The sequence below is a fragment of the Pseudomonas sp. MC6 genome, assembly GCF_054790575.1.
In genome coordinates this window covers 3,084,629-3,103,966 of sequence record NZ_CP186504.1, presented here as the reverse complement: position 1 = coordinate 3,103,966, position 19,338 = coordinate 3,084,629, and the positions used below count along the sequence as shown (strand labels likewise).

Below are 19,338 nucleotides of genomic sequence, written 5' to 3'. Positions count from 1 at the left end.
ACAGGGTTTTGTGGTGACTTCGTTAGTGCTGGTGCGCGTGGCAGTCGTTGATCGCTGCGCGCTCTTTGCCGCCGAGAATGTTGAACAGCAGGTTCAGCGTCAGCGCACTGAGCGTTGCCATGGCGATGCCACTGTGAGTAATCGGGCTCATCCACAGTGGCAGATGCGCGAAGAACTCCGGACGCACTACCGGGATCAAGCCCATGCCGATGCTCACCGCGACCAGCAACTGGTTGCGGCGGTCACCGATGTCGGCTTCCTGGAGAATCTTGATGCCGGTCGCCGCGACCATGCCGAACATCGCAATCGCTGCGCCGCCGAGTACCGCCGGTGGAATCGACGCCACCAGAAACGCCGCTTTCGGCAGCAGGCTCAACACGATCAGCAAGCCACCAGCAACGATGGTCACCGAGCGGCAGCGCACACCGGTCATCTGCACCAGACCGATGTTCTGCGCGAAAGAGGAGTGGGTAAACGTGTTGAAGAAACCCGCCACAAACGAGGCGCCGGCATCACACAGCAAGCCGCGACGCAGCATGCGTGGGCAGACTTCCTGGCCGGTGATTTTACCTAGCGCGAGGAACATCCCGGTGGATTCAACAAAGATGATCACCACCACCAGACACATCGACAGGATCGGCGCGAGCTCAAATTTCGGCATGCCGAAATGCAGCGGAGTGACGAACTGAATCCATGGCGCGTTGGCCATGCCGCTCAGGTCGACCATACCGATCGCGCCGCACAGCAGGTAGCCGAAGCACATGCCGATCAGTACTGAGATGTTGACCCAGAAACCGCGCATAAAGCGGTGGATCAACAGAATGGTGCCCAACACCAGCGCGGCGATGGCCAGATAAATCGGTGAGCCGAATTGTGCGGCGGCGGCACCGCCACCGGCCCAGTTCACGGCCACGGGGAACAGCGACAAACCGATCGAGGTGATGACCGTGCCGGTCACCAGCGGCGGGAAAAAGCGCACGACCTTGGACATGAACGGCGCGATGAGCATGCCGAAGAAACCGGCGGCGATCGTTGCACCGAAGATGCCTTGCAGGCCGATGCCGGGCATGCCGGCCATGGCGACCATGCTGCCGACTGCAGCAAAACTGGCGCCCATCATCACCGGCATGCGAATGCCCATCGGGCCGATGCCCATGGACTGCACAATGGTAGCGATGCCGGCGACCAGCAGATCGGCGTTGATCAGGAAGGCAATTTCTTCACGACTCAGGCCAGCGGCCTGTCCAATGATCAGCGGCACCGCGATGGCACCACCGTACATCAGCAGAACATGTTGCAAACCGACCAGGATCAGTTGCAAAAGGGGCAATCGCTGAATGGCGGGTGCGTCGGGGATGCGCGCTTTGGACAGCTCGGACATGCAACACCTCGGATCTTTTTATTCTTGTGATTGAACAGCTGCCGGGTTGCTCACAGCTGTTTCTTTACATCAGGTAAACCGCGTTATGGCGATTCGCGAGCAGGCTCGCTCCCACAGGAAATGCGCGATCTCTGTGGGAGCGAGCCTGCTCGCGAAGCTTTGTTGCTTAGTTGGTCTGTGCTCCCTGGGCAATCCATGCACCGATCAGGTCACGTTCCTGCTGGGTCATCTGCGTGATGTTGCCCAGTGGCATGATCTGCGTGGTGATGGCTTGCGCCTGGATGCGCGCCGCGTTCTGACGGATCTGCTCTGGAGTGTCGAACATCACACCGGCAGGCGCCGCGCTGAACAACGGGCTGGTTGGTTTGGCCGAATGGCAAACCGCGCAGCGTTCCTGGATCACTGTGTGCACTTTGTCGAAACCCGGGCCAGCATTCGACGCCTGTGCCGGTGCTGCAGGTGCCTCTGCGGGTGCAGCAGGTGCCGCCGCTTCAGCCGGTTTCGCGCCACCGCCCAGTGCCGTTTCCGGCAGCGGTTGGTATTCGATTTTCGCTGGCGCCTTGGCCACTTCCGGAGCGGTCGACATCGGCATCGGGCCGGTGACGTACGCCAGACTGATCATGCCCACCGCCGCAACCGGCAGGGTCCAGGCAAACTTGTGGCTGTCATGACGGGTGTTGAAGTAGTGACGCACCAACACCGCCAACACCGCGATCCCGGCCAGGATCAACCAGTTGTACTGGCTGCCATAAGTGCTCGGGAAGTGGTTGCTGATCATGATGAACAGCACCGGTAGGGTGAAGTAGTTGTTGTGACGCGAACGCAGCAAGCCTTTGGCTGGCAGCGCCGGATCCGGCGTACGGTTCTCGGCAATCGCCGCGACCAGTGCGCGTTGCGCCGGCATGATGATGCGGAACACGTTGCCGACCATGATGGTGCCGATAATCGCGCCGACGTGCAGGTACGCGCCACGACCGCTGAACACTTTGCTGAAGCCATACGCCGCGCCGATGATCAGCACGAACAGAATGAAGCCGAGCAGAGCAGGGCGTTTGCCCAGGGCCGAATCACAGAGGAAGGAGTAGATGAACCAGCCGATAAACAGCGAGCCGATACCGATGGCCACACCTTCAGGGCCGCTCAGCGTGCTGCCCGGAGCCAGCAGGTAGAGCGTCGGGTTGGAGTAGAACACCACGCACAGCAGCGCGATACCCGACATCCAGGTGAAGTAGGCTTCCCATTTGAACCAGTGCAAGTTCTCCGGCATTGCCGGCGGTGCCAGTTTGTATTTTTCGAGGTGATAGATACCGCCACCGTGGATCGCCCACAGGTCACCGGCCAGGCCGGTTTTCGGGTTGACGCGGTTGAGGTTGTTCTCCAGCCAGACGAAGTAGAACGACGCGCCGATCCAGGCCACGCCAGTAATCATGTGAACCCAGCGCACGCTCAGGTTCAGCCATTCCAACAGATGTGCTTCCACAGTCTTTACCTCTCGCCTGTCACTCTTGTTGTCGAGTGATCAGACCTTCTCTTATTGGTGGGGGGCGAGGATCAAACGCTCATCCTCTTTGAAAAAATGCTCATCGCAGTTGTTGCCTGTGCCACTGCGATCAACCACCAGGAAGTCATCCCGCTTTTCGATCGTCAGCACCGGATGGTGCCAAACGCCGCGATGGTAATTAATGCCCTGCCTGCCGTTGGTGACGAAGGCGCGGACCAAGCCTGATACAGGTTCATCGCCAACTGGCGCGACCACGATCAGAAAGGGGTTGCCGAGCAGCGGAATGAAAGCCTGGCTGCCCAGCGGGTGGCGTTCCAGCATGCAAACGGTCAGGGGCATGTCCTGCGCGTCGGCGCGGAAGATGCTGATGATCGCGTTGTCCTCAGGCTGAGCGGTTTCGACCGTCGCCAGTTTGTGGAAGCGCATGGTCGAACCGTTGTTGATCATGAAGTGATCGCTGCCGTCGGTTTCGATGACGTCACCGAAAGGGGCGAAGGCTTCTTTGCTCAGCGGTTCAATCGTTAGTGTGCGCATGCTGTTCTTCTTATCCGAATTCTGTGTTGTTCAACTTGTCAGTGCGTCTTGCGCGATCCCTGTAGGAACTGGCGAAGCCTGCGATCTTTTGACTTTGTTTTTAAGATCAAAAGATCGCAGCCTGCGGCAGCTCCTACAGGCTCAGCATTACTTCGCGACCTTGCCGAGAACGCGCAGGCGACTCACACCACCATCCGGGAACACGTTCAGACGGATGTGGGTGATCGGGCCCAGCGCTTTGATCTGCTCGACGAAGGTGTGTTCGGCGTGCATTTCCAGCTTCTGGCTTGGCAGCAGTTCGCGCCAGAACAGCGACTGGGTTTCGATCTGGCTGTCAGTACCGCCTTTCACGAACGCGCCCTGGATCGAGCAAGTGTCCGGGTAGTTGCCTTTGAAGTGCAGGGTGTCGACGACGATCTTCTCGATCTCGCCCGGGTGACCCAGCGCGACGATTACCCAGTCATTGCCTGGCGTGCGACGACGTGCAGTTTCCCAGCCGTCGCCCATGTTGATGCCACGGCCCGGGTTGAGGATGTTGCTCATGCGGCCGAAGTGTTCGTCGGAGCAGGCGAGGGCGCGGCCACCATTGAGGGCTGCTGCCAGATCGACTTGCTCGTTGTCGCCAACAGCGGACCAGTCGCGGAACGGAATGCCGTACACGCGCAGACGGGCAACACCGCCGTCCGGGTAGATGTTGAAGCGCAGGTGGCTGAACGCTTGGTCGTTGCTGATTTCGTGGTAGTGGTGGCTGTTGCCCTGCAGCTCGACGGCCGACAGCACTTCAGTCCACTGGGTGTTTTCATCGGGCTCGCCCGACGCCAGGAAACACGCTTCCAGAGAGGCCGATGGCGGGAAGTTGCCGGTGAAGAATGAAGTGTCGATGTCCACGCCTTTGATCGAACCCGGTACGCCCAGACGGATCACTGCGCTGTCGAAGCCTTCGAAGCGCTTGCGGCGCGATTCCCAGCCGTCCATCCACTTGCCGTTGTCATCGAACACGCCCTCCTTCCATACGGCCGGGGTCGGTTGGAACAGACGATTGGCGTCTGCGAACCAGTCATCGGTGACCGAGATGATTTTGGTGCCCAGACGGGCATCGGCCAGGTTGACGAATTTTTCGAAAGGTACGGCGTAAGCTTTCATTCTTCTTGTCTGCCTTTAAATAAGTGGCTGGGGATGCTTGCAAGACCCTGGGTGCTCTCCGCGTCTGATGCACTCGGGTCAGGCTTCGCTAAAGAGTCAGTAAACGGAACAGGGCGATCTTGTTGATCTCCGCCAGCGCGCATTTGAACTCGGTATCTTGCGAGTTGTGAATGCGCGTTTCGAACGCCGCGAGGATCTGATGCCGGTTGCTGCCTTTTACCGCCATGATGAAGGGAAACTTGAACTTGGCTTTGTAGGCGTCGTTCAGCTCGGTGAAGCGCTGGAACTCTTCGGCCGTGCATTGGTGAATACCGGCGCCAGCTTGTTCATTGGTGCTGGCTTCGGTCAGTTGGCCCTGGACGGCGGCTTTGCCGGCCAGGTCCGGGTGAGCGTTGATCAGGGCCAGCTGACTGGCGTGATCGGCGCTCAACAGGATGTCGCTCATGCGCTGGTGCAGGGTTTCGATCTCGTCGATCGAAGCGTCCGCGCCCAGGTCGTAGGCCTTCTCGGCTACCCATGGCGAATGTTCGTAGATGTCGGCGAAAGCGTTGACGAAAGCGTCGCGGCTCAGGCTCGACGGTTGCAGGGTTTGAAAGCGGCTCATTTGGCGGCCCCTTGGTACGGCTGGGTTTCGTGCCAGTGACGCGCGATGTCGACGCGACGGCTGAACCACACCTGTTCATGACTTTTGGCGTATTCGATAAAGCGTTTGAGCGAAGCGATGCGACCCGGACGGCCGATCAGACGGCAGTGCAGACCGATCGAGAGCATCTTCGGCGCTTCGGCACCTTCGGCGTAGAGCACGTCGAACGCGTCTTTGAGGTATTCGAAAAAGTCGTCACCCTTGTTGAAACCCTGCACTTGCGTGAAGCGCATGTCGTTGGTGTCGAGGGTGTACGGGATCACCAGATGCGGCTTGCCGGTCGGGTTGTTTGGTTCCCAGTAGGGCAGGTCATCGTCGTAGGTGTCGCAGTCGTAGAGGAAACCACCTTCTTCCATGACCAGACGACGGGTGTTCGGGCCGGTGCGGCCGGTGTACCAGCCCAGTGGGCGCTCGCCGGTGATTTCGGTGAGGATGCGGATCGCTTCGAGCATGTGCTCGCGTTCCTGCGCTTCGTCCATGTACTGATAGTCGATCCAGCGGTAGCCGTGGCTGCAGATTTCGTGGCCGGCATCGACCATCGCGCGGATCACGTCCGGGTGGCGCTGGGCGGCCATGGCGACAGCGAAGATGGTCAGCGGAATGTCGAATTCCTTGAACAGTTTCAGGATCCGCCAGACGCCGGCACGGCTGCCATACTCGTAAAGCGATTCCATGCTCATGTTGCGCGCGCCTTGCAGCGGCTGAGCAGCAACCATTTCAGACAGGAAGGCTTCGGATTCTTTGTCGCCGTGCAGAATGTTGCGCTCGCCGCCTTCTTCGTAATTGAGTACGAACGACAGGGCGATGCGGGCATTGCCCGGCCAGTGTGGGTGAGGAGGGTTACTGCCGTAACCGATCAGGTCGCGTGGGTAGTCAGCGCTCACTGCAGTCTTCCTTCTTTTTCGTTGACAGATTTGTGTGGCGGCCTGGCTGGCTGGCGTCACAGCGATGGGCTGATTGTATACAACTTTATTCGCAATTTGTAAGCCTGAATTTTCGCATTTCTCACCGACTGTCATCTTTTACTGCGATTGGCGTGAGCCTGCAAGAAACCTGCCTGACCAGTCAGCTAATGGATAGGAGGTTCAATGAATAGGCGTATCGCTGGCTCATCGGCAGGAAACCCCCGAATGGCGGGGGTGATATGAAAAATGTCGTTTTTATTGTGTACAATTTTTTTGAAAAGTGTCTTAATCAATTGCTCGCCGCAGCTTTTCGTGCTCCGAATCGGTGCGGTCTCCTTTTCAACTGACTTCGGGAGGCGCGAAGTCTGACTGCTCAATGCAGGCAGGCGCGCAGAATCAATGGGACGTTTGACAACACACGTTTTGGACGCTGCACACGGTTGCCCGGGCAGTTCGATCAAGGTCGAGCTGTACCGCGTTGAAGGTTTGCAACTGGAATTGGTCGCCAGTGCGATAACCAACAGCGACGGCAGGGTCGATGCACCGTTGCTGCAAGGCGATGATTATCGCACCGGCGTTTATCAGGTTCAGTTCCACGCCGGCGATTACTACCGCGCTCGTGGCGTGCAGTTGCCGGAGCCGGCATTTCTGGACGTGGTCGTGCTGCGCTTCGGCATCTCTGCCGAACAGGATCACTACCACGTGCCATTGCTGATTTCGCCGTACAGCTATTCCACGTACCGGGGCAGCTGACCCCCAAGCAGCTGCCCCCACCGGGAAGCGACTGCGCATATAGCTTCTTTGGTCTTTCGCCCGCCCACACTGCGGGCTTTTTTTTATTCCAGCATTTTGTGTCGATCTGCCTGCGTACGCTCCAGAGAACTGCGGAGCGCGTTGCTCCGCTTCCTGTAAGGGGCATTCAGCTGTGTCGGGTGACGATAAGGTTGTGTTCGTGAGTAGGAAGAGGCTCGTTGGTGCCCAGCAAAAAAATGATCCTGTCCGTGTGTAAATGCTCCATCAGGTCATCTTTGATGTGGGTGTCCATGTTGTCGACAAAGACTCTTTTTTTCAGCCAGGCAATGGGATCAGGGAGAAAAACAGTGTTGTTTTGAATCCTGTCCATGAACATGATGAAAACAGGGTCAACCCCCGTTCGCTTGATCAACAAGGCATTCCCCAGGTTGGCGCCAAAATCATGGGCAATGTTGTAGCCGTGTGCGCTAAGAAGATCTTTGAAAAGTGTTCGCGTTGTTCGGCCACCCCTGTGATGTTGCGAACCGGAGAGCAGTTTCGGGTTGAAGTCGATTCTTTGCAGACCTTCAGTGGACGGTAGCGGCATACGCATGTAGCCATGTACGTCGGCCGCAAGCGGCGAGAGGAGCATCAACGGGTCGCTCAAGTCCTGGCGAACGACTCTGTTATCGCCGACGAAGACAGAGCGGTTTTCCCAGTACTTGAAAGTCTCGAACAATGCACTGATCCCGGGCCCTGTTATTTTGTCGGAGTGACTGGCCCGGTGGAACATCTCCCGTGCGGCTTTACTTGCCGAGTGATCGGAAAGGTAGGGAAACTGATCGCTGACATATTGAGTCAGGCTTTTTTCAAATGGCCGACTCTCGATGATTCTCCATGCTTCACCGCCGTGCCCCGTATTGTCCGCCAACTTCACCGCACCCCTGGGTTGTAACTCAGGATTGGTCAGCAGCAACTGTTCGAAAGCATCGAAACGAGCAGCAGAAAACAGTGGGGGCTTGATGAAGGCAAAGGCGTCAACGGCGTGAGTCGGCTGGTCAAGTATCGCAAAGTGCTTGCCGGCGATTTCGATGGAGTCGCCGGCTGACGGTTTCGTCGTGGTTCCCCAGCCTTTCCATAATTCACTGATGCCCATGAGTACGAAGGGATTGAGAGGATCACTGTCTTCTGGCAGTCGAGGGCGTTTACTTGGGCTCGGGCCGGGTTTTTCCGAGTGGGTGAGGGCACGGGAACTGCCCGGTTGTGGATCTGTAGCGGTGTTCAGTTTACGGCGCCAGACGAATTGCCCCGGAATCTGTTCGAAGGTTATATCCGGCACATTGATCGTTGTTGCAGAAGCCAGTTTGTATTCGCCTTGTTCATTCCTGCGAACCAGGATGGTTCCGTCGGCAATATCGACATAGGTTTTCCCGCGCGGTCCTTTGCGGATGCCGTCCAGGGACTCGCGCGCGGCAGGGAGAAGGGTCGCCAGGTGCGGGTCGACAAGGATGATTTCTTGTGGCAGTTCGGCAGTCCGTTGCTGCGCTGACAGATTTCTCTGCCTGGATTGAGCCGTGTACCACTGTGCCTCGACTCGCCAACGTGGCTGGCCGTCGATTTTTTTCAGAATCGGTGGCGTAACGCCTGGCGCTGCAGGCCAGGGAATCTGGTAATCACCGGCGGTGTTGAGTTCAACCCGGTAATGACGGCCGTCTTCCAGATGCGCGTAAATCTGACCGCCCGGGGCCACGAATAAGCCGTCGACGGATTTGTGTGGCTTCAGCAGATGGGTTTGTAATACCGGCAGGGATATCTCCGCCAGTCTGGCATTGGCTTCGGCGAGCACCGGATCCGTTAGGTAACTCACCACAACACGTGGATCGCCAACCACTTCGCTGCCAGATGTGTGGGGAGTGGAAGTGTCGGACGGTCGATTCGAACCTGGCGCGAAAGTCTCAGAAGTACCGGTATTTTTCAGGCTGCCATTGCCAGCCTCAGACCTGTTGATAGTTGAGTTGTCGGGCGACGGAGGGCGAACCGTGGTCTTTGTAGGTTTGGTCATTGAAGTGCCTCTAAGCGATTGATGTTTTTGTGCTCACTGCGCTGCTCGATCATTGGTCTTTGAAAATGAACAGCGTGGTTTGCCCCAGAACATCTGTCTGGGTTCCGCCGAGCAGGTAGCTGATCTTTTTTTCTTTGCTGTAAGCCGACAGTGGCTTTGGTTCGCTGCTGGATGTTTGCACCACGACCTCACTGCGTTGAAAATGCTCAGGCTGAAATCGCTGCAACTTCCCGTTAATAAGAGGGGGCAGTTTCAGCACGAATACGTGATCGATTTTCTCGCGGTGAAACAGCAATTCGTTCTCGGCAAACGTGCTTGTCGAGGAGGTCAGCACGTATCCTTCATCTGCCAGAAGCTGGCTGAACAGCCTTCGCAAGTTGGGCGCAGTTGGCGCTGCGGCGTACTCGTTCCAGTGCCGAGAGAAGCGTCCGGGATCAAAATCCAGTCGCATCAAGCCCTCCCCCAGTGAGGAGGGAATCGCCAGGGTTTCTTCCGGTCCGGAAACAGGGCGCAACATGAGTAACGGGTCAGCCAGTTCTCGACGCGGCGCTCTGCGCTGACCCCTGTTGGCCCAGTAACGAAACACCAGATTCATCAGCGCCAAGCCGGGGGCAACGATGATTTCGGATCGGTTCGCCTGATTGAACATGGCTCGGGCGAGTGAGTTGACCGATTGATCCGAGAGATATTTGAAGGTTCTGGAGATGTACTGAGTGATCGGCATCTCAAAGGGCACGACGCTGTCCAGTACCGTCCACTGGTTGTTTCGTTTGACCGCCCATTTCGGCTGCATCGACGGGTTATCCCGCAGCATGTATTCGAAGGTGTCGTACAGGGCGGGTGAGAACAACGGATGTTGCAGGTAGACCAGTCGCGGGTTGGCATTCAAGTCCTGTTGCATCACTCGGTAATACTGACCGTCTATCTCGATATGCTGGCCTGATCGTGGGCGAATACTGTGTCCCCAGTTTCGCCATAACCCGAAACTCAGGTTGATTGCGTCGGGATTGGCCGACAGCAAACTCTCGGTCAGCGCGTGGGTGGCGTCTGTCCCTTCTTCCTGATGCAGTCGTTTGCTGGAGCCGGCCGTGGGCTCCGGTGTATCGGTTGAGGCTTTGCGTTTTTCCTGTGGCGACCGCTCCGGTACAGAATCGGTTTGCTCGGTTTTGCGCCGCCACAGTCGCGTCCCCGGAATCTGTTCGAACAATAATGCGGATGCATCGCGCACGGTCGCGGAGGTTTGCTGATACTCACCGTTGGCGTTTTTACGCACCATGACGGTTCCTTCAGTGGTATCGATATAGGTTTTGCGGTGCTTGTCGTAGCGGATTCCATCCGGTGTTTGCAGGCGAGGAGAGAGCAGGGCTGCATCATCGGGGGCGAGGTAGATCGGTTGCTCCGTCAGGAAACCCTCGGCGGCAGCATTTCGCCTGTCGCTTTCTGTATTGTGTGCCAGCCAGTTCGGTCGTTCGAAAGTCCAGACAGGCTGGCGCTCTGTCTTGATCAGGAAGGGGCCAGGCAAGTGCGGGGCGAAGTTGAAGGGGATCTGGTAACGGCCATCGTATTGAATCTCGACCAGCAGGTGTCCTTCATTTTCCACGTGGGCATACAACTTGCCATCCGGACTGGTGAACAGTCCGCTGTCTGGATCGAGACGTTGTAGCAGATGTACTTGATCGGCAGGCCAGGTGATTGATTGCAGCGCGGCTTCAAGCCGTGATTGAGGTGCAGGAATCTCGTGGACCTGTACCGACGGCTGGTCCATTGAGATGCCCGGCAGACCTGTGGAGGAACCCGCGCTTGCCTGGCTTTCGCCCGGGAGTCTGTGGGAAGTGTTACCGGTATTGGGATGTGAATCGGGCGCAGTAACCCCGGCCACACGCTTCGGTGGTTTGACCATTAAGTGAATCTCGCTATTGGAAAGGTGGGGTGCTCAGGCTGTGGCTTGTCCACAGGCGGTTGCGGACGCGCCGCTCAGATGTTCGGCGCAGGCTCAGCCCTCTCTCACAATGAACAGCGTCGGGTTGTCAGGGGAAATATGTTGTATGCCACCCACCAGATAGATCAGTTCGGTATGGGCCAGATGGCTGTCCAGCTTGTGTTTTTGCGCAGTGCTGAGTCTGGTCAGATAGGCGGGATCGGTAAGTTCGGATCCAGCGGGAGTGGTGCGAGGAACCTGGTTTCCAGCGATGGGCGGCAGCTTCAACACGAATACAGCAGCAACGCCTGGACGGTGGAAAATCAATGCGCCTTCGCTGAGTCTGCGCGTGGTCGGATTGATGCTGTAACCGTTGTGTTGCAGCACGTTCACCAGTAATGCACGCAGGTTGCCTGGCGTCGGCGTCGCTGCGTAAGGAGCCCACTCCTGAGGGAATCGTTGTGGATCGAAATCCAGGCGCTGCAGCACGGCTGAATTGTACGCAGGCAAGGTCAGCAAGCCACCGCTTGGCAGGTGGCCGGGCGGTGTCGGCAGTTTTGGCAGCATCACCAACGGGTCCGACAGGTTGTGCATCGGTGGCTCGTTATTCACCCGATCTACCCAGTGGCGAAAGGTCAGCGCCATCACCGAAAGTCCATGGGCGTTTACTCCCTCAGGCAGGGAGACCCGATCGAATACCGCTCTGGCGACGTTGCTGGTCGACTGTTCCGACAGATAGTTATAAGCGGTGGAAACATATTGCCTGGCGGACATTTCGAACGGTGCATGGTTGTCCAGAACCTTCCAGTGGCCCTGGATTTTCAGCGCCCATTTCGGCTGACGCGAAGGTTCATGACGCAGCATGTTTTCGAAAGCGTCATAGCTGTCCAGTGAAAATCCGGGGTGCTGCAAATAGACTAGTGCGGTATCGGCGCGTAAACCTTGAGCAACGATCTGGAAGTGCTGCCCGTCGATTTCAATTGACTCGCCTGAGCCGGGTTTTGTGGCTCTTCCCCAGTTTTTCCACTGACCTGCGGAAAGATCCAGCGCGACGTTCTGTTGGGAGAAAAGATGTTCGACCAGTGTGCTTGTGTCCGTTGCAACATGGGTATGTTCGTCGAGGCGCGGGGGCCTGCTCGGACCGGGCACGGCGTCAGTCGTTTCGGTGGTCACTGAATCGGTCGCAGCTTGATGACGGGGTCGCGTCACGTCGGTTTCACGCCACAGCTTTGTGCCGGGAATCTGTTCAACCCTCTCACCCGTAGGGGTCGATTCCCCGGCGTGAGTCTGTCGCCAGCCGTCCGGGGTTCTGCCCACCATGACCATACCGCCGGGCATTTCGACATAGGCTTTCTTGCGCTTGTCGTATCGAAAACCTTCTTCGGTGTCTGGCTGCAACTTCAGTCGGCTTGCCGATTCGGCGTTGATGAAGACCGGGTGCTGCGCTCGCTCTCTCGTGGAGGTACTTGCCACGGCGGCCTGCTGGTTTTCGCTGAAGTGCAGGGCGACCCACTCCGCGGCGTTTGCAAGCGTTGAAACCTCAGGAAGGTGGTGGACGATGACTGGGGGGCGTTGGGAAGCTTCAGGCGGTAAGTGATGGATAGTGACAGTGGGGCGCGGTTCCGGTGCCGCCGGCAAGGCATTGGCAGATGACGATTCGGCTAAGGCAGGCACGTTGGCGGTGCCAGGAGCAGGATGAACGTTTTCACCAGTATTGGCCTCGTGAGCAATGTTTGAATGTTCGACTGATGTCACGTGTGAGTCGGGTGGAAGCGTGCGCGGAATTTTCTTGGGTGGCTTGGCCATTGAATGACTCCTTTGGATGGTTGATCCAGTCGTTTGCATAGGGGCAGATGTTCAGGTCGCCACTTTGCGGTCGCCTGGCCAGTGACTCCGAAGGGATCATGGTCGGCAAAAGAAGTCCTTGGCGTGCGGTATATATGTATTGTGATGAGGGCAAGTGCTGCACGGTGTTACGAGACGTCTGTAGGATTGCCACTCGCTCCGGCAGGCGCGGTGCGAGTGTCAGAGACAACTCAGCGCTCTCTGATAACGAACACCGAATCCGGAGTGGAATCGACCTTCAATACTCCACCGATGAGCCAGATCACTTTGTTTTCTATCGTCGCGGTTGTCAGAGCAGCAAACGCCTCGTTGCCAATCCGCGCCGGCAAGTTCGGTTCTGCCAGTTCATTGCCGGGCGTGTGGGACAAGCCGACATGTTCCACCGCACCCAGTTTCATGAAATAAATCTGGTCATGGGTCTCGCGCCGAAATACCAGGGTTGGCATGCGATGCTCATAAGTCAGGGGAAAGACGTCGTAGCCGCTGCGCACCAACAGGGCGCCGAGCAGGCGTCTGAGGTTCAGATCTGTCGGGTAGGTTTTGTAGTGATTCCATTCGATGGGAAAGCGCTGTGGATTGAAGGTGAGTCGTTGCAGTTCGCCGTCGACCTGGGAGGGCATCCGGATCAGTTTTTTTCCGTTGAAGTCGATGGACGGCGCCACAGACAGCATGTTCAGCGGGTCGGCATACGCAGGGGCGGTGGGAAACGGTCGTTGCTTCCACTGATGCAGGACCGCCTGAATATTGACCAGTCCGGTGCCGGTAATCTCCGGTGAGTTGTCGGCGAGTTCAAACAGTTTTCTGGCGACGGTATAGGCAGTGGCATCAGAAAAGTCGGGGAACGCATTGGCAACTGACCGGGATATCGGTTCATCAAAAAAACGCTTTCCGGGGTTTATTTCTCCCGGGTCGTTGCCGATGCGAAATGTTGCAACAGGCTGCAGCGAGGGCGCTGTACGCAGCATTTGCTCAAAGGTGTCGAAGCCCGCTGGCGTAAAGTCAGGATGCTGTACAAAGTAGACTTTGGGGTTGCGGTTGGAGCCAATGGGCACTATCGGATAATGAAACCAGCCGAGCTGGACGGATTCCACCTGCACGGGTTTGTTCAGATGGCCCCATGGTAGCCAGAAGAACGGTGTCTGCTCGGCTGGGGGGGGCGGTTCGAAAGTTGGCGATGGCACTGGATCTTTAGGCTCTTCGACCCGCGCGCGTTTGCTCGGGCCGGGTTGCGGTTCGTCCGCCTCGGCTAGCGGCCGAGACCTGCTCGCAGCAGGATTTTCAATGGTTGGCGAGCCTGGATTCTTCAAGCGCCAGAGCACCGTTCCGGGAATCTGTTCAAAAAATACATCAGGCAAGTCTCTGCTCGTTGCAGAGGTCAGTTGATAATCGCCTTGCTGGTTTTTCCGCACCATGACCGTGCCTTCTGCCGTATCGACGAAGGTGTGTTTGAGTTTGTTGTAACGGATTCCACCCGTTGATAGTTCTGCTCGGGTCAGCGTTTTTGCGTCATCGTGCGCCAGGTAGGAGAGGGTTAATGGCGTGGCAGGCGTACCGGGCCGGGTCTGTGTCGATTGCCAGCCGGGACGCTGGATGTGCCAACTGGCCTGGCCTTCAATCCTGGTCAGTACCGGACCGGGAATTCCGGGCGCAAAAGTCAGTGGAACGTAGTAGTTGCCCTGCAAGTCTCGTTCGACGACGAACCGGCCTTCGTTGCCGATTTGCGCGTAGATTCGCTGATCCGGCCCGGTGAACAAGCCGGTGTTTTCTCCGCTTGGCGTCAGTTCGTGCAATCGATCCTGAGGCCAGGCGATTGCGCTACGGGCGGCCCTGTAGGTATCGGGGATTTCATTGACGATGACGGCTGGCGGCCGATTGGTGGAGGTGCCGGGGGGCTGTGACCCCGTGGTTGAGTCGACGCCAGACAGCGGGGTATCAGGTAGGTTTGTGGTAACCCGGCTACCCGAGCCTGACTGCGCAGGTCTTGTTGTAACAGTCGTATCGGCTGCTGCTGTCACTGGGACTTTCTTGGGTGGTTTCGCCATGTGAAATTACTCGTTGAGGGATGATGCGCAACGCACGCAAGTGCCTCGCCGCATTTTTCAGGCGCACTCGTCTACATCCCGGAAAATCCGGGTCGGGAAAACGATGGAGAAGTTTGGTTACTTCAACTTCGGAGTGCGCGCGTGGTATCGGGTTCGCCTGGTATACGGCGTGTCAAGCGACAGGCACATTCATCAAGGGCGGCGGCGTGAAGAGGGTGAGATCTTGATGGCTGCAGCGGTTGATCACGTGCAGTGCGGAATATTCAACGCGAGATTTGTCGCTGCGCAGGATCCAGCCGTGCGCGGGGAAGCTGTAACTCAGCGCTCCGGGCCGGTTGTCGGCAAGGACGATATTTCTCACTTTGATCTCTTTATTGGCCATTGCCGCGAAGGCTTCGGGCAATGTTTTTGCCGAGTCGGGCTCTTCAAAGAACCGTGCATCCAGGCCGTCCAGGTAAACCCTGTCGAAGGAAAGATCGACGGTATGGACGACACCTTTTTCGGTGATGACGCGAACTTGATCGATCAGGTCTTCGCTTTCGTATTCGGGCAGATGAATAATGCAGGTGCCGACGTGCAACTGGTTGTTTTCCAGCCTGATCTCGACTTTGCCAAGTGCTGTCGCATCGAGATCCCAAGTCGACGAGTAAGGCAATCGCTCTGGGGCGTTCGCGAGTGCTCCTGGTGTCGAGAGTCTGATCGCTATATCGGCAACCAGATGTATCAGGTACGTGGCGCCAGCACCTTCAAGATTCTGGATCGAGGTTTGTTCGGGGTAGGAAAAAAGCGAGCCGCACCCCGCCCTGTCGAATTTGAAGGGTTTGCTGTCCGGTAATTCAAAAGAGGTCTGATCCGCACGACGTGGCAGCGGCAGTGAAAGCGGCGTTGTCCAGCGATCAAAGCCATACGGATTGTGGCTTGCAAGGGGGCACACATCGGTTTCGGGTGTCAGTCCGGCATTGACAGTGACGCCACCTTTAAAAATGAGCACAACCCGGTAGTTGGGGCGTGCGGCCATGGTTCTCAGGATTCTGGTCATGTTTCGGGGGTCAGATCCGCCTTCCGCATAGGCGAAATCCCTGAACTTGATTGTGTTTTGGCCAAAGTGATAACGCAGGTCACATCCGACAAAGAATTCTCGATTGGCTTTCCACTCGCCGGAGCCAAAGTGCGCTTCGACCTTGGTCAGTTCACTGATGTCGTAGTCCAGATGCAGGCGGACTACCGCTTCGGCACGCTTTACCGACCAGAATGTAGTATTTTTCCTGGACCTTGGGAGGTAGTAACTCGCCTCGCGTTGATGTTCGATCGAGCACTCGGGAGCGTGGAGGATAAGCGGTCTTTCGGGTGTTCCTTTTTTTACAACGACGACCTCGATTTCGAGCTTGTGGTCATTGTCGATACTCTCGGGAAGGTCATGTGCATCAGGCAGTTTTAAAGAGTAGCCGTCGCTGGTCATGAACGTCAGTTTGCTGTTCTGTAGTACGAATTTGTTTTCGTTTTTCTTATAGACGTTCTGGATGGCCACGACGCTTTTGGGGTTGTCCGCGAATGCGAACCGTGAACTGATAAACAGCGAGCCATTCTCGATTATCCAGCTATCGATCAGTTCATATTTCCAGTTGAGCAGGATGATACTTTCCTCTGCTCCGTCTTCTATGATGGAGATCCGGCCTGGTTTATGGTCAATGATGTATTCGTCAATGCCAGCTTCGCCGGAGGCTGTTGCTCCCGGGTATGACAGATGGATTTGATCGTTTCCAGCCCCCGCATTAACAGTGTCCTCGCCGCGCGAATTAATAACGTTGCGTTGTTCTGAGCCAGTTACGACACTGATTGCACCGCTTACGGTTTCAACATTTTCGATACTTTCAAGAAGGCTGTGGAGCGTATATTTTTCAGCCCCTTCGGTAGACGGGTCGTTGATGATTATCTGCAGGGTTTGTGCGAGCAGATCGACGTCATAGCCTTTTTTATCGGTATGGCGGGTGTAGTTGTTTCCGGCCAGGACAAGGGTGTCGATGCCTGCGCCTCCTTTCAATGTCGAGTATTCAGATAGCTGCACATCCTGTACTAAAAGGTCCCCTGCACCCTCAAACACGAAGCGGTCGTTTTTCTCACCCCCCGTCAGCTCTTTTTTTCCCGATCGGTAATGAAAGCTGTTTGGCTTGTCCTCGACGCCCTTGATCGAATCCTGACCATCGCTGATGAACCAAAGAATGCCCTTGTGTTCGGCAGATGTTCCCAGTTCTGCCCCAGGCGTGTCCTTGGTCACACCGTCACGGGCGTCAATGACATCATCGCCGCCCCTGATTTCGGGGATTTGTACCGTTTCCCAGCTGTCTTGTTTGGTCCACCAGTTGCGCTTGCGCACCCGCGATGGTTTGAGGTGGACTTCGAATTTGCCATTAACAATGGCTTCGGTGGTGTCCTTTAACTGGCCATCCAGCAGTTTTCTGGCTGTTTCTTTCAATTGCTTCGCGTGTTGAAATCTGGTTTTTGCCAGCAGATAGCGGTTCTGCACGGCTTGGTCAGGATCCATCATGCAGAACGAAAACCAGCCTGTACGCCAGCGTTCGTCCAGGGTCAGTTCGATGTAGTCATCAATGTCGTCCACCACACGCACTGCGCCATAAATTTGCGATCCGATGGCCAGGATCGCTCCCGCCGCCAGCCCCACCGGGCCTGCAAATGAAAACCCTGCCAACGCAGCGGTGCCGAGGATGATCGTCATGGCTGCGCTGGTAATACTCAATCCAGCGCTCACGTAATGATCCATGGCTTCTTTGCCGGTTGCATTTTCAGCGGCATTGATCGATCTGACGGCGGTGAAGATATCGAACGGCAATGTCAGTGCGCCGCCGATCAAACCGCCGGAACGGCCGAGCCTCAGCGCAAACCGGGTCTTGGCAAAATCCAGCAGGGCACCTTGCCCGGCCGAGAGCATATTGGATGCAATTTTGCTGACGGCAATGTCAACCGCGATGGAGCCGACTTCCGTGCCAATACCCACGCTGTTGATTACAACCTCAGTAGTATTGTCAGCTTTGATGGCATCCACCACGCCGCGCAAACCCATGAAGATCCCGAAACCCTGAATGCCGACACTTGAGCCGAGCGTTGCATAGCTTTTTGTCACACCCACCCAGCGGGGGTTATGTTTGGGCAAGTTTGCGTGATAGAGGTCAAGTTTTTGTGCGGAGCCCAGTAGTTTTACCAGTTTGCTGCGATAGCTGCCTTTGTCTGTAGTGGCGTTCGAACTTTCTCTTATCAGGTGAGGGGCGCTGAGTGGACGTTCGCTGGCCATTTCGAACAGCAGTGTCGTCAATAAATAACTGTCCTGGCCCGTTGAGGACTTCATGTAGTGTTCAATATCGACAGCGCTGAATTGCAACGCGTTGATGAAAGATCGCTTGGGAACCCTGAAGAAGGTGTTCTTGCCATTGAGCGGCTGGCCGGCAAACGTTGCACCCAAGGCATCGAGAGACGCTCGGGTTATGGAAATGTTGCCGATTTGTAGCGGGCCGAATACGGAGTCGGCAAGTTGCAACTGATCTACTTTGCTTTTGGCTTTTATGCTGGTTGTTTCATCAGGGCTGCGTTTGAGGTCAATGGTCGAAGCATGACGCTCATTACTTTCAAAGCGCATGTCAGTGATGACGACAGCGTCTGTGATTTCCGCAGTTTCCAATGACGCTTTACGTATCATGGTGGCCATTTGAACTTCCTTGTTCTGGCAGGTTTTTGTTTGCGCGAGTCGTGATAGTACGGTCGCTTTTCGAACGATGTACATCAACGGGTTGTTGCTGTGTATTGCGCGTCAGAGATGGGGTTTTTATTGCGGGGATATGTCACGAGCAACGCGAGCGGTCGCTGCGAAAGCCATCCAGACTTGTGCGTTGCAGTCAGGATGGCTTCAGGTAAACAATGATCAGTGATTCACGCGTTTCAGTGACTGCTGAGCAACGATGCAGCGCCAGCGCCTCCGAATAAACCGGCACTGATCCGGTTGAACCAGCTTTGTCCTTTGCCACTGCGCAAGTAACGCGCAGCGCCGTGGGCACCGAGACCGTAGGCCAGCTTGCACAGCAGATCCAGCAGGGTCCAGGTGGCGATCATCACCAGTAGCTGCGGCAGGAAGGGCTGTTCGGCGCTAAGGAACTGTGGCAGGAAGGCGGCAAAAAACAGGATGTCTTTCGGGTTGCTGGCACCCAGTACAAACGCGCGTCCGAACAATGCGCGAAAGCGTGGAACGGCTGCCGCTTGCGGTACGACGGCGCCCACCGATGGCTGGCGCGATTGCTGCCAGCTCTGCCAGGCCAGATAGAACAGGTACAGCCCGCCGACGATTTTCAAGGCGCTGAACAATTGCTCCGATGCCAGCAACAAGGCACCCAGCCCCAGCGCCGAAGCACTGAGCAAACAGATCGAGGCGAATACGCCGCCGAGAAATGCCGGGTACGAGCGGCGCAATCCATAATTCAGACTGTTGCTGATCATCAGCAACGACAGTGGCCCCGGAATCAGGATCACCACCAGCGCAGCACCGCTGAACAGCAGCCAGGTTTCCAGACTCATCACTTTCCTCCTTTTTTGTTGTATTGAAAAATGCACAAAGCCCCACCCGTCAGG

13 protein-coding genes are annotated in these 19,338 nt (G+C 56.6%); 1 reads left to right on the top strand and 12 read right to left on the bottom strand.

The annotated features are described in order from the left end of the window. Positions 1–22: 22 nt before the first annotated feature. From ACOYXE_RS13800 to puuE, 6 genes are all read right to left on the bottom strand, one after another. Complete coding sequence (locus ACOYXE_RS13800) at positions 23–1,381, bottom strand: nucleobase:cation symporter-2 family protein (RefSeq protein ID WP_460929647.1); 1,359 nt, start codon at positions 1,379–1,381, stop codon at positions 23–25. Positions 1,382–1,547: 166 nt separating this feature from the next. Then, on the bottom strand, positions 1,548–2,861 hold the full coding sequence (locus tag ACOYXE_RS13795) for a urate hydroxylase PuuD (protein WP_160056978.1): 1,314 nt from the start codon (positions 2,859–2,861) through the stop codon (positions 1,548–1,550). Between the two features lie 51 nt (positions 2,862–2,912). Then, complete coding sequence (locus tag ACOYXE_RS13790) at positions 2,913–3,416, bottom strand: ureidoglycolate lyase (protein WP_034151759.1); 504 nt, start codon at positions 3,414–3,416, stop codon at positions 2,913–2,915. A 147-nt stretch (positions 3,417–3,563) separates the two neighbouring features. Further along, positions 3,564–4,559, bottom strand: a complete 996-nt coding sequence (gene alc / locus ACOYXE_RS13785) for an allantoicase (RefSeq protein WP_007913974.1) — start codon at positions 4,557–4,559, stop codon at positions 3,564–3,566. A gap of 88 nt (positions 4,560–4,647) precedes the next feature. Further along, positions 4,648–5,163, bottom strand: coding sequence for a 2-oxo-4-hydroxy-4-carboxy-5-ureidoimidazoline decarboxylase (gene uraD, locus ACOYXE_RS13780; RefSeq protein ID WP_034151758.1), 516 nt, complete (start codon positions 5,161–5,163; stop codon positions 4,648–4,650). Further along, the gene (gene puuE / locus ACOYXE_RS13775; RefSeq protein WP_034151757.1) at positions 5,160–6,086 is read right to left on the bottom strand and encodes an allantoinase PuuE; all 927 of its coding nucleotides are present in this window, start codon (positions 6,084–6,086) and stop codon (positions 5,160–5,162) included. The genes uraD and puuE overlap by 4 nt, the downstream gene beginning before the upstream one ends. Positions 6,087–6,506: 420 nt before the next feature. Here puuE and uraH point away from each other — a divergent pair, with 420 nt between their 5' ends. Continuing rightward, on the top strand, positions 6,507–6,860 hold the full coding sequence (uraH, locus tag ACOYXE_RS13770; RefSeq protein ID WP_160056980.1) for a hydroxyisourate hydrolase: 354 nt from the start codon (positions 6,507–6,509) through the stop codon (positions 6,858–6,860). 166 nt (positions 6,861–7,026) lie between these two features. Here uraH and ACOYXE_RS13765 read toward each other — a convergent pair whose 3' ends face one another. The 6 genes from ACOYXE_RS13765 to ACOYXE_RS13740 all read right to left on the bottom strand — a co-directional run bounded on the left by ACOYXE_RS13765 (position 7,027) and on the right by ACOYXE_RS13740 (position 19,284). After that, a complete protein-coding gene (locus ACOYXE_RS13765) occupies positions 7,027–8,901 on the bottom strand; it encodes a hypothetical protein (protein WP_160056982.1) in 1,875 nt (624 codons plus the stop codon). Positions 8,902–8,950: 49 nt separating this feature from the next. Beyond that, positions 8,951–10,801 carry a hypothetical protein gene (locus ACOYXE_RS13760; protein ID WP_405122045.1) on the bottom strand — a complete coding sequence of 617 codons (1,851 nt, stop codon included), beginning with the start codon at positions 10,799–10,801 and terminating at the stop codon, positions 8,951–8,953. A gap of 93 nt (positions 10,802–10,894) precedes the next feature. Beyond that, positions 10,895–12,625 (bottom strand): hypothetical protein, encoded by a 1,731-nt coding sequence (locus ACOYXE_RS13755; protein ID WP_460929642.1) that lies wholly within the window; start codon positions 12,623–12,625, stop codon positions 10,895–10,897. Positions 12,626–12,855: 230 nt separating this feature from the next. Beyond that, positions 12,856–14,706 (bottom strand): hypothetical protein, encoded by a 1,851-nt coding sequence (locus ACOYXE_RS13750; RefSeq protein WP_460929640.1) that lies wholly within the window; start codon positions 14,704–14,706, stop codon positions 12,856–12,858. 172 nt (positions 14,707–14,878) lie between these two features. After that, complete coding sequence (locus tag ACOYXE_RS13745; RefSeq protein ID WP_238785239.1) at positions 14,879–18,424, bottom strand: calcium-binding protein; 3,546 nt, start codon at positions 18,422–18,424, stop codon at positions 14,879–14,881. Between the two features lie 230 nt (positions 18,425–18,654). Then, positions 18,655–19,284 (bottom strand): LysE family translocator, encoded by a 630-nt coding sequence (locus ACOYXE_RS13740; protein ID WP_038366975.1) that lies wholly within the window; start codon positions 19,282–19,284, stop codon positions 18,655–18,657. Positions 19,285–19,338: the final 54 nt, after the last annotated feature.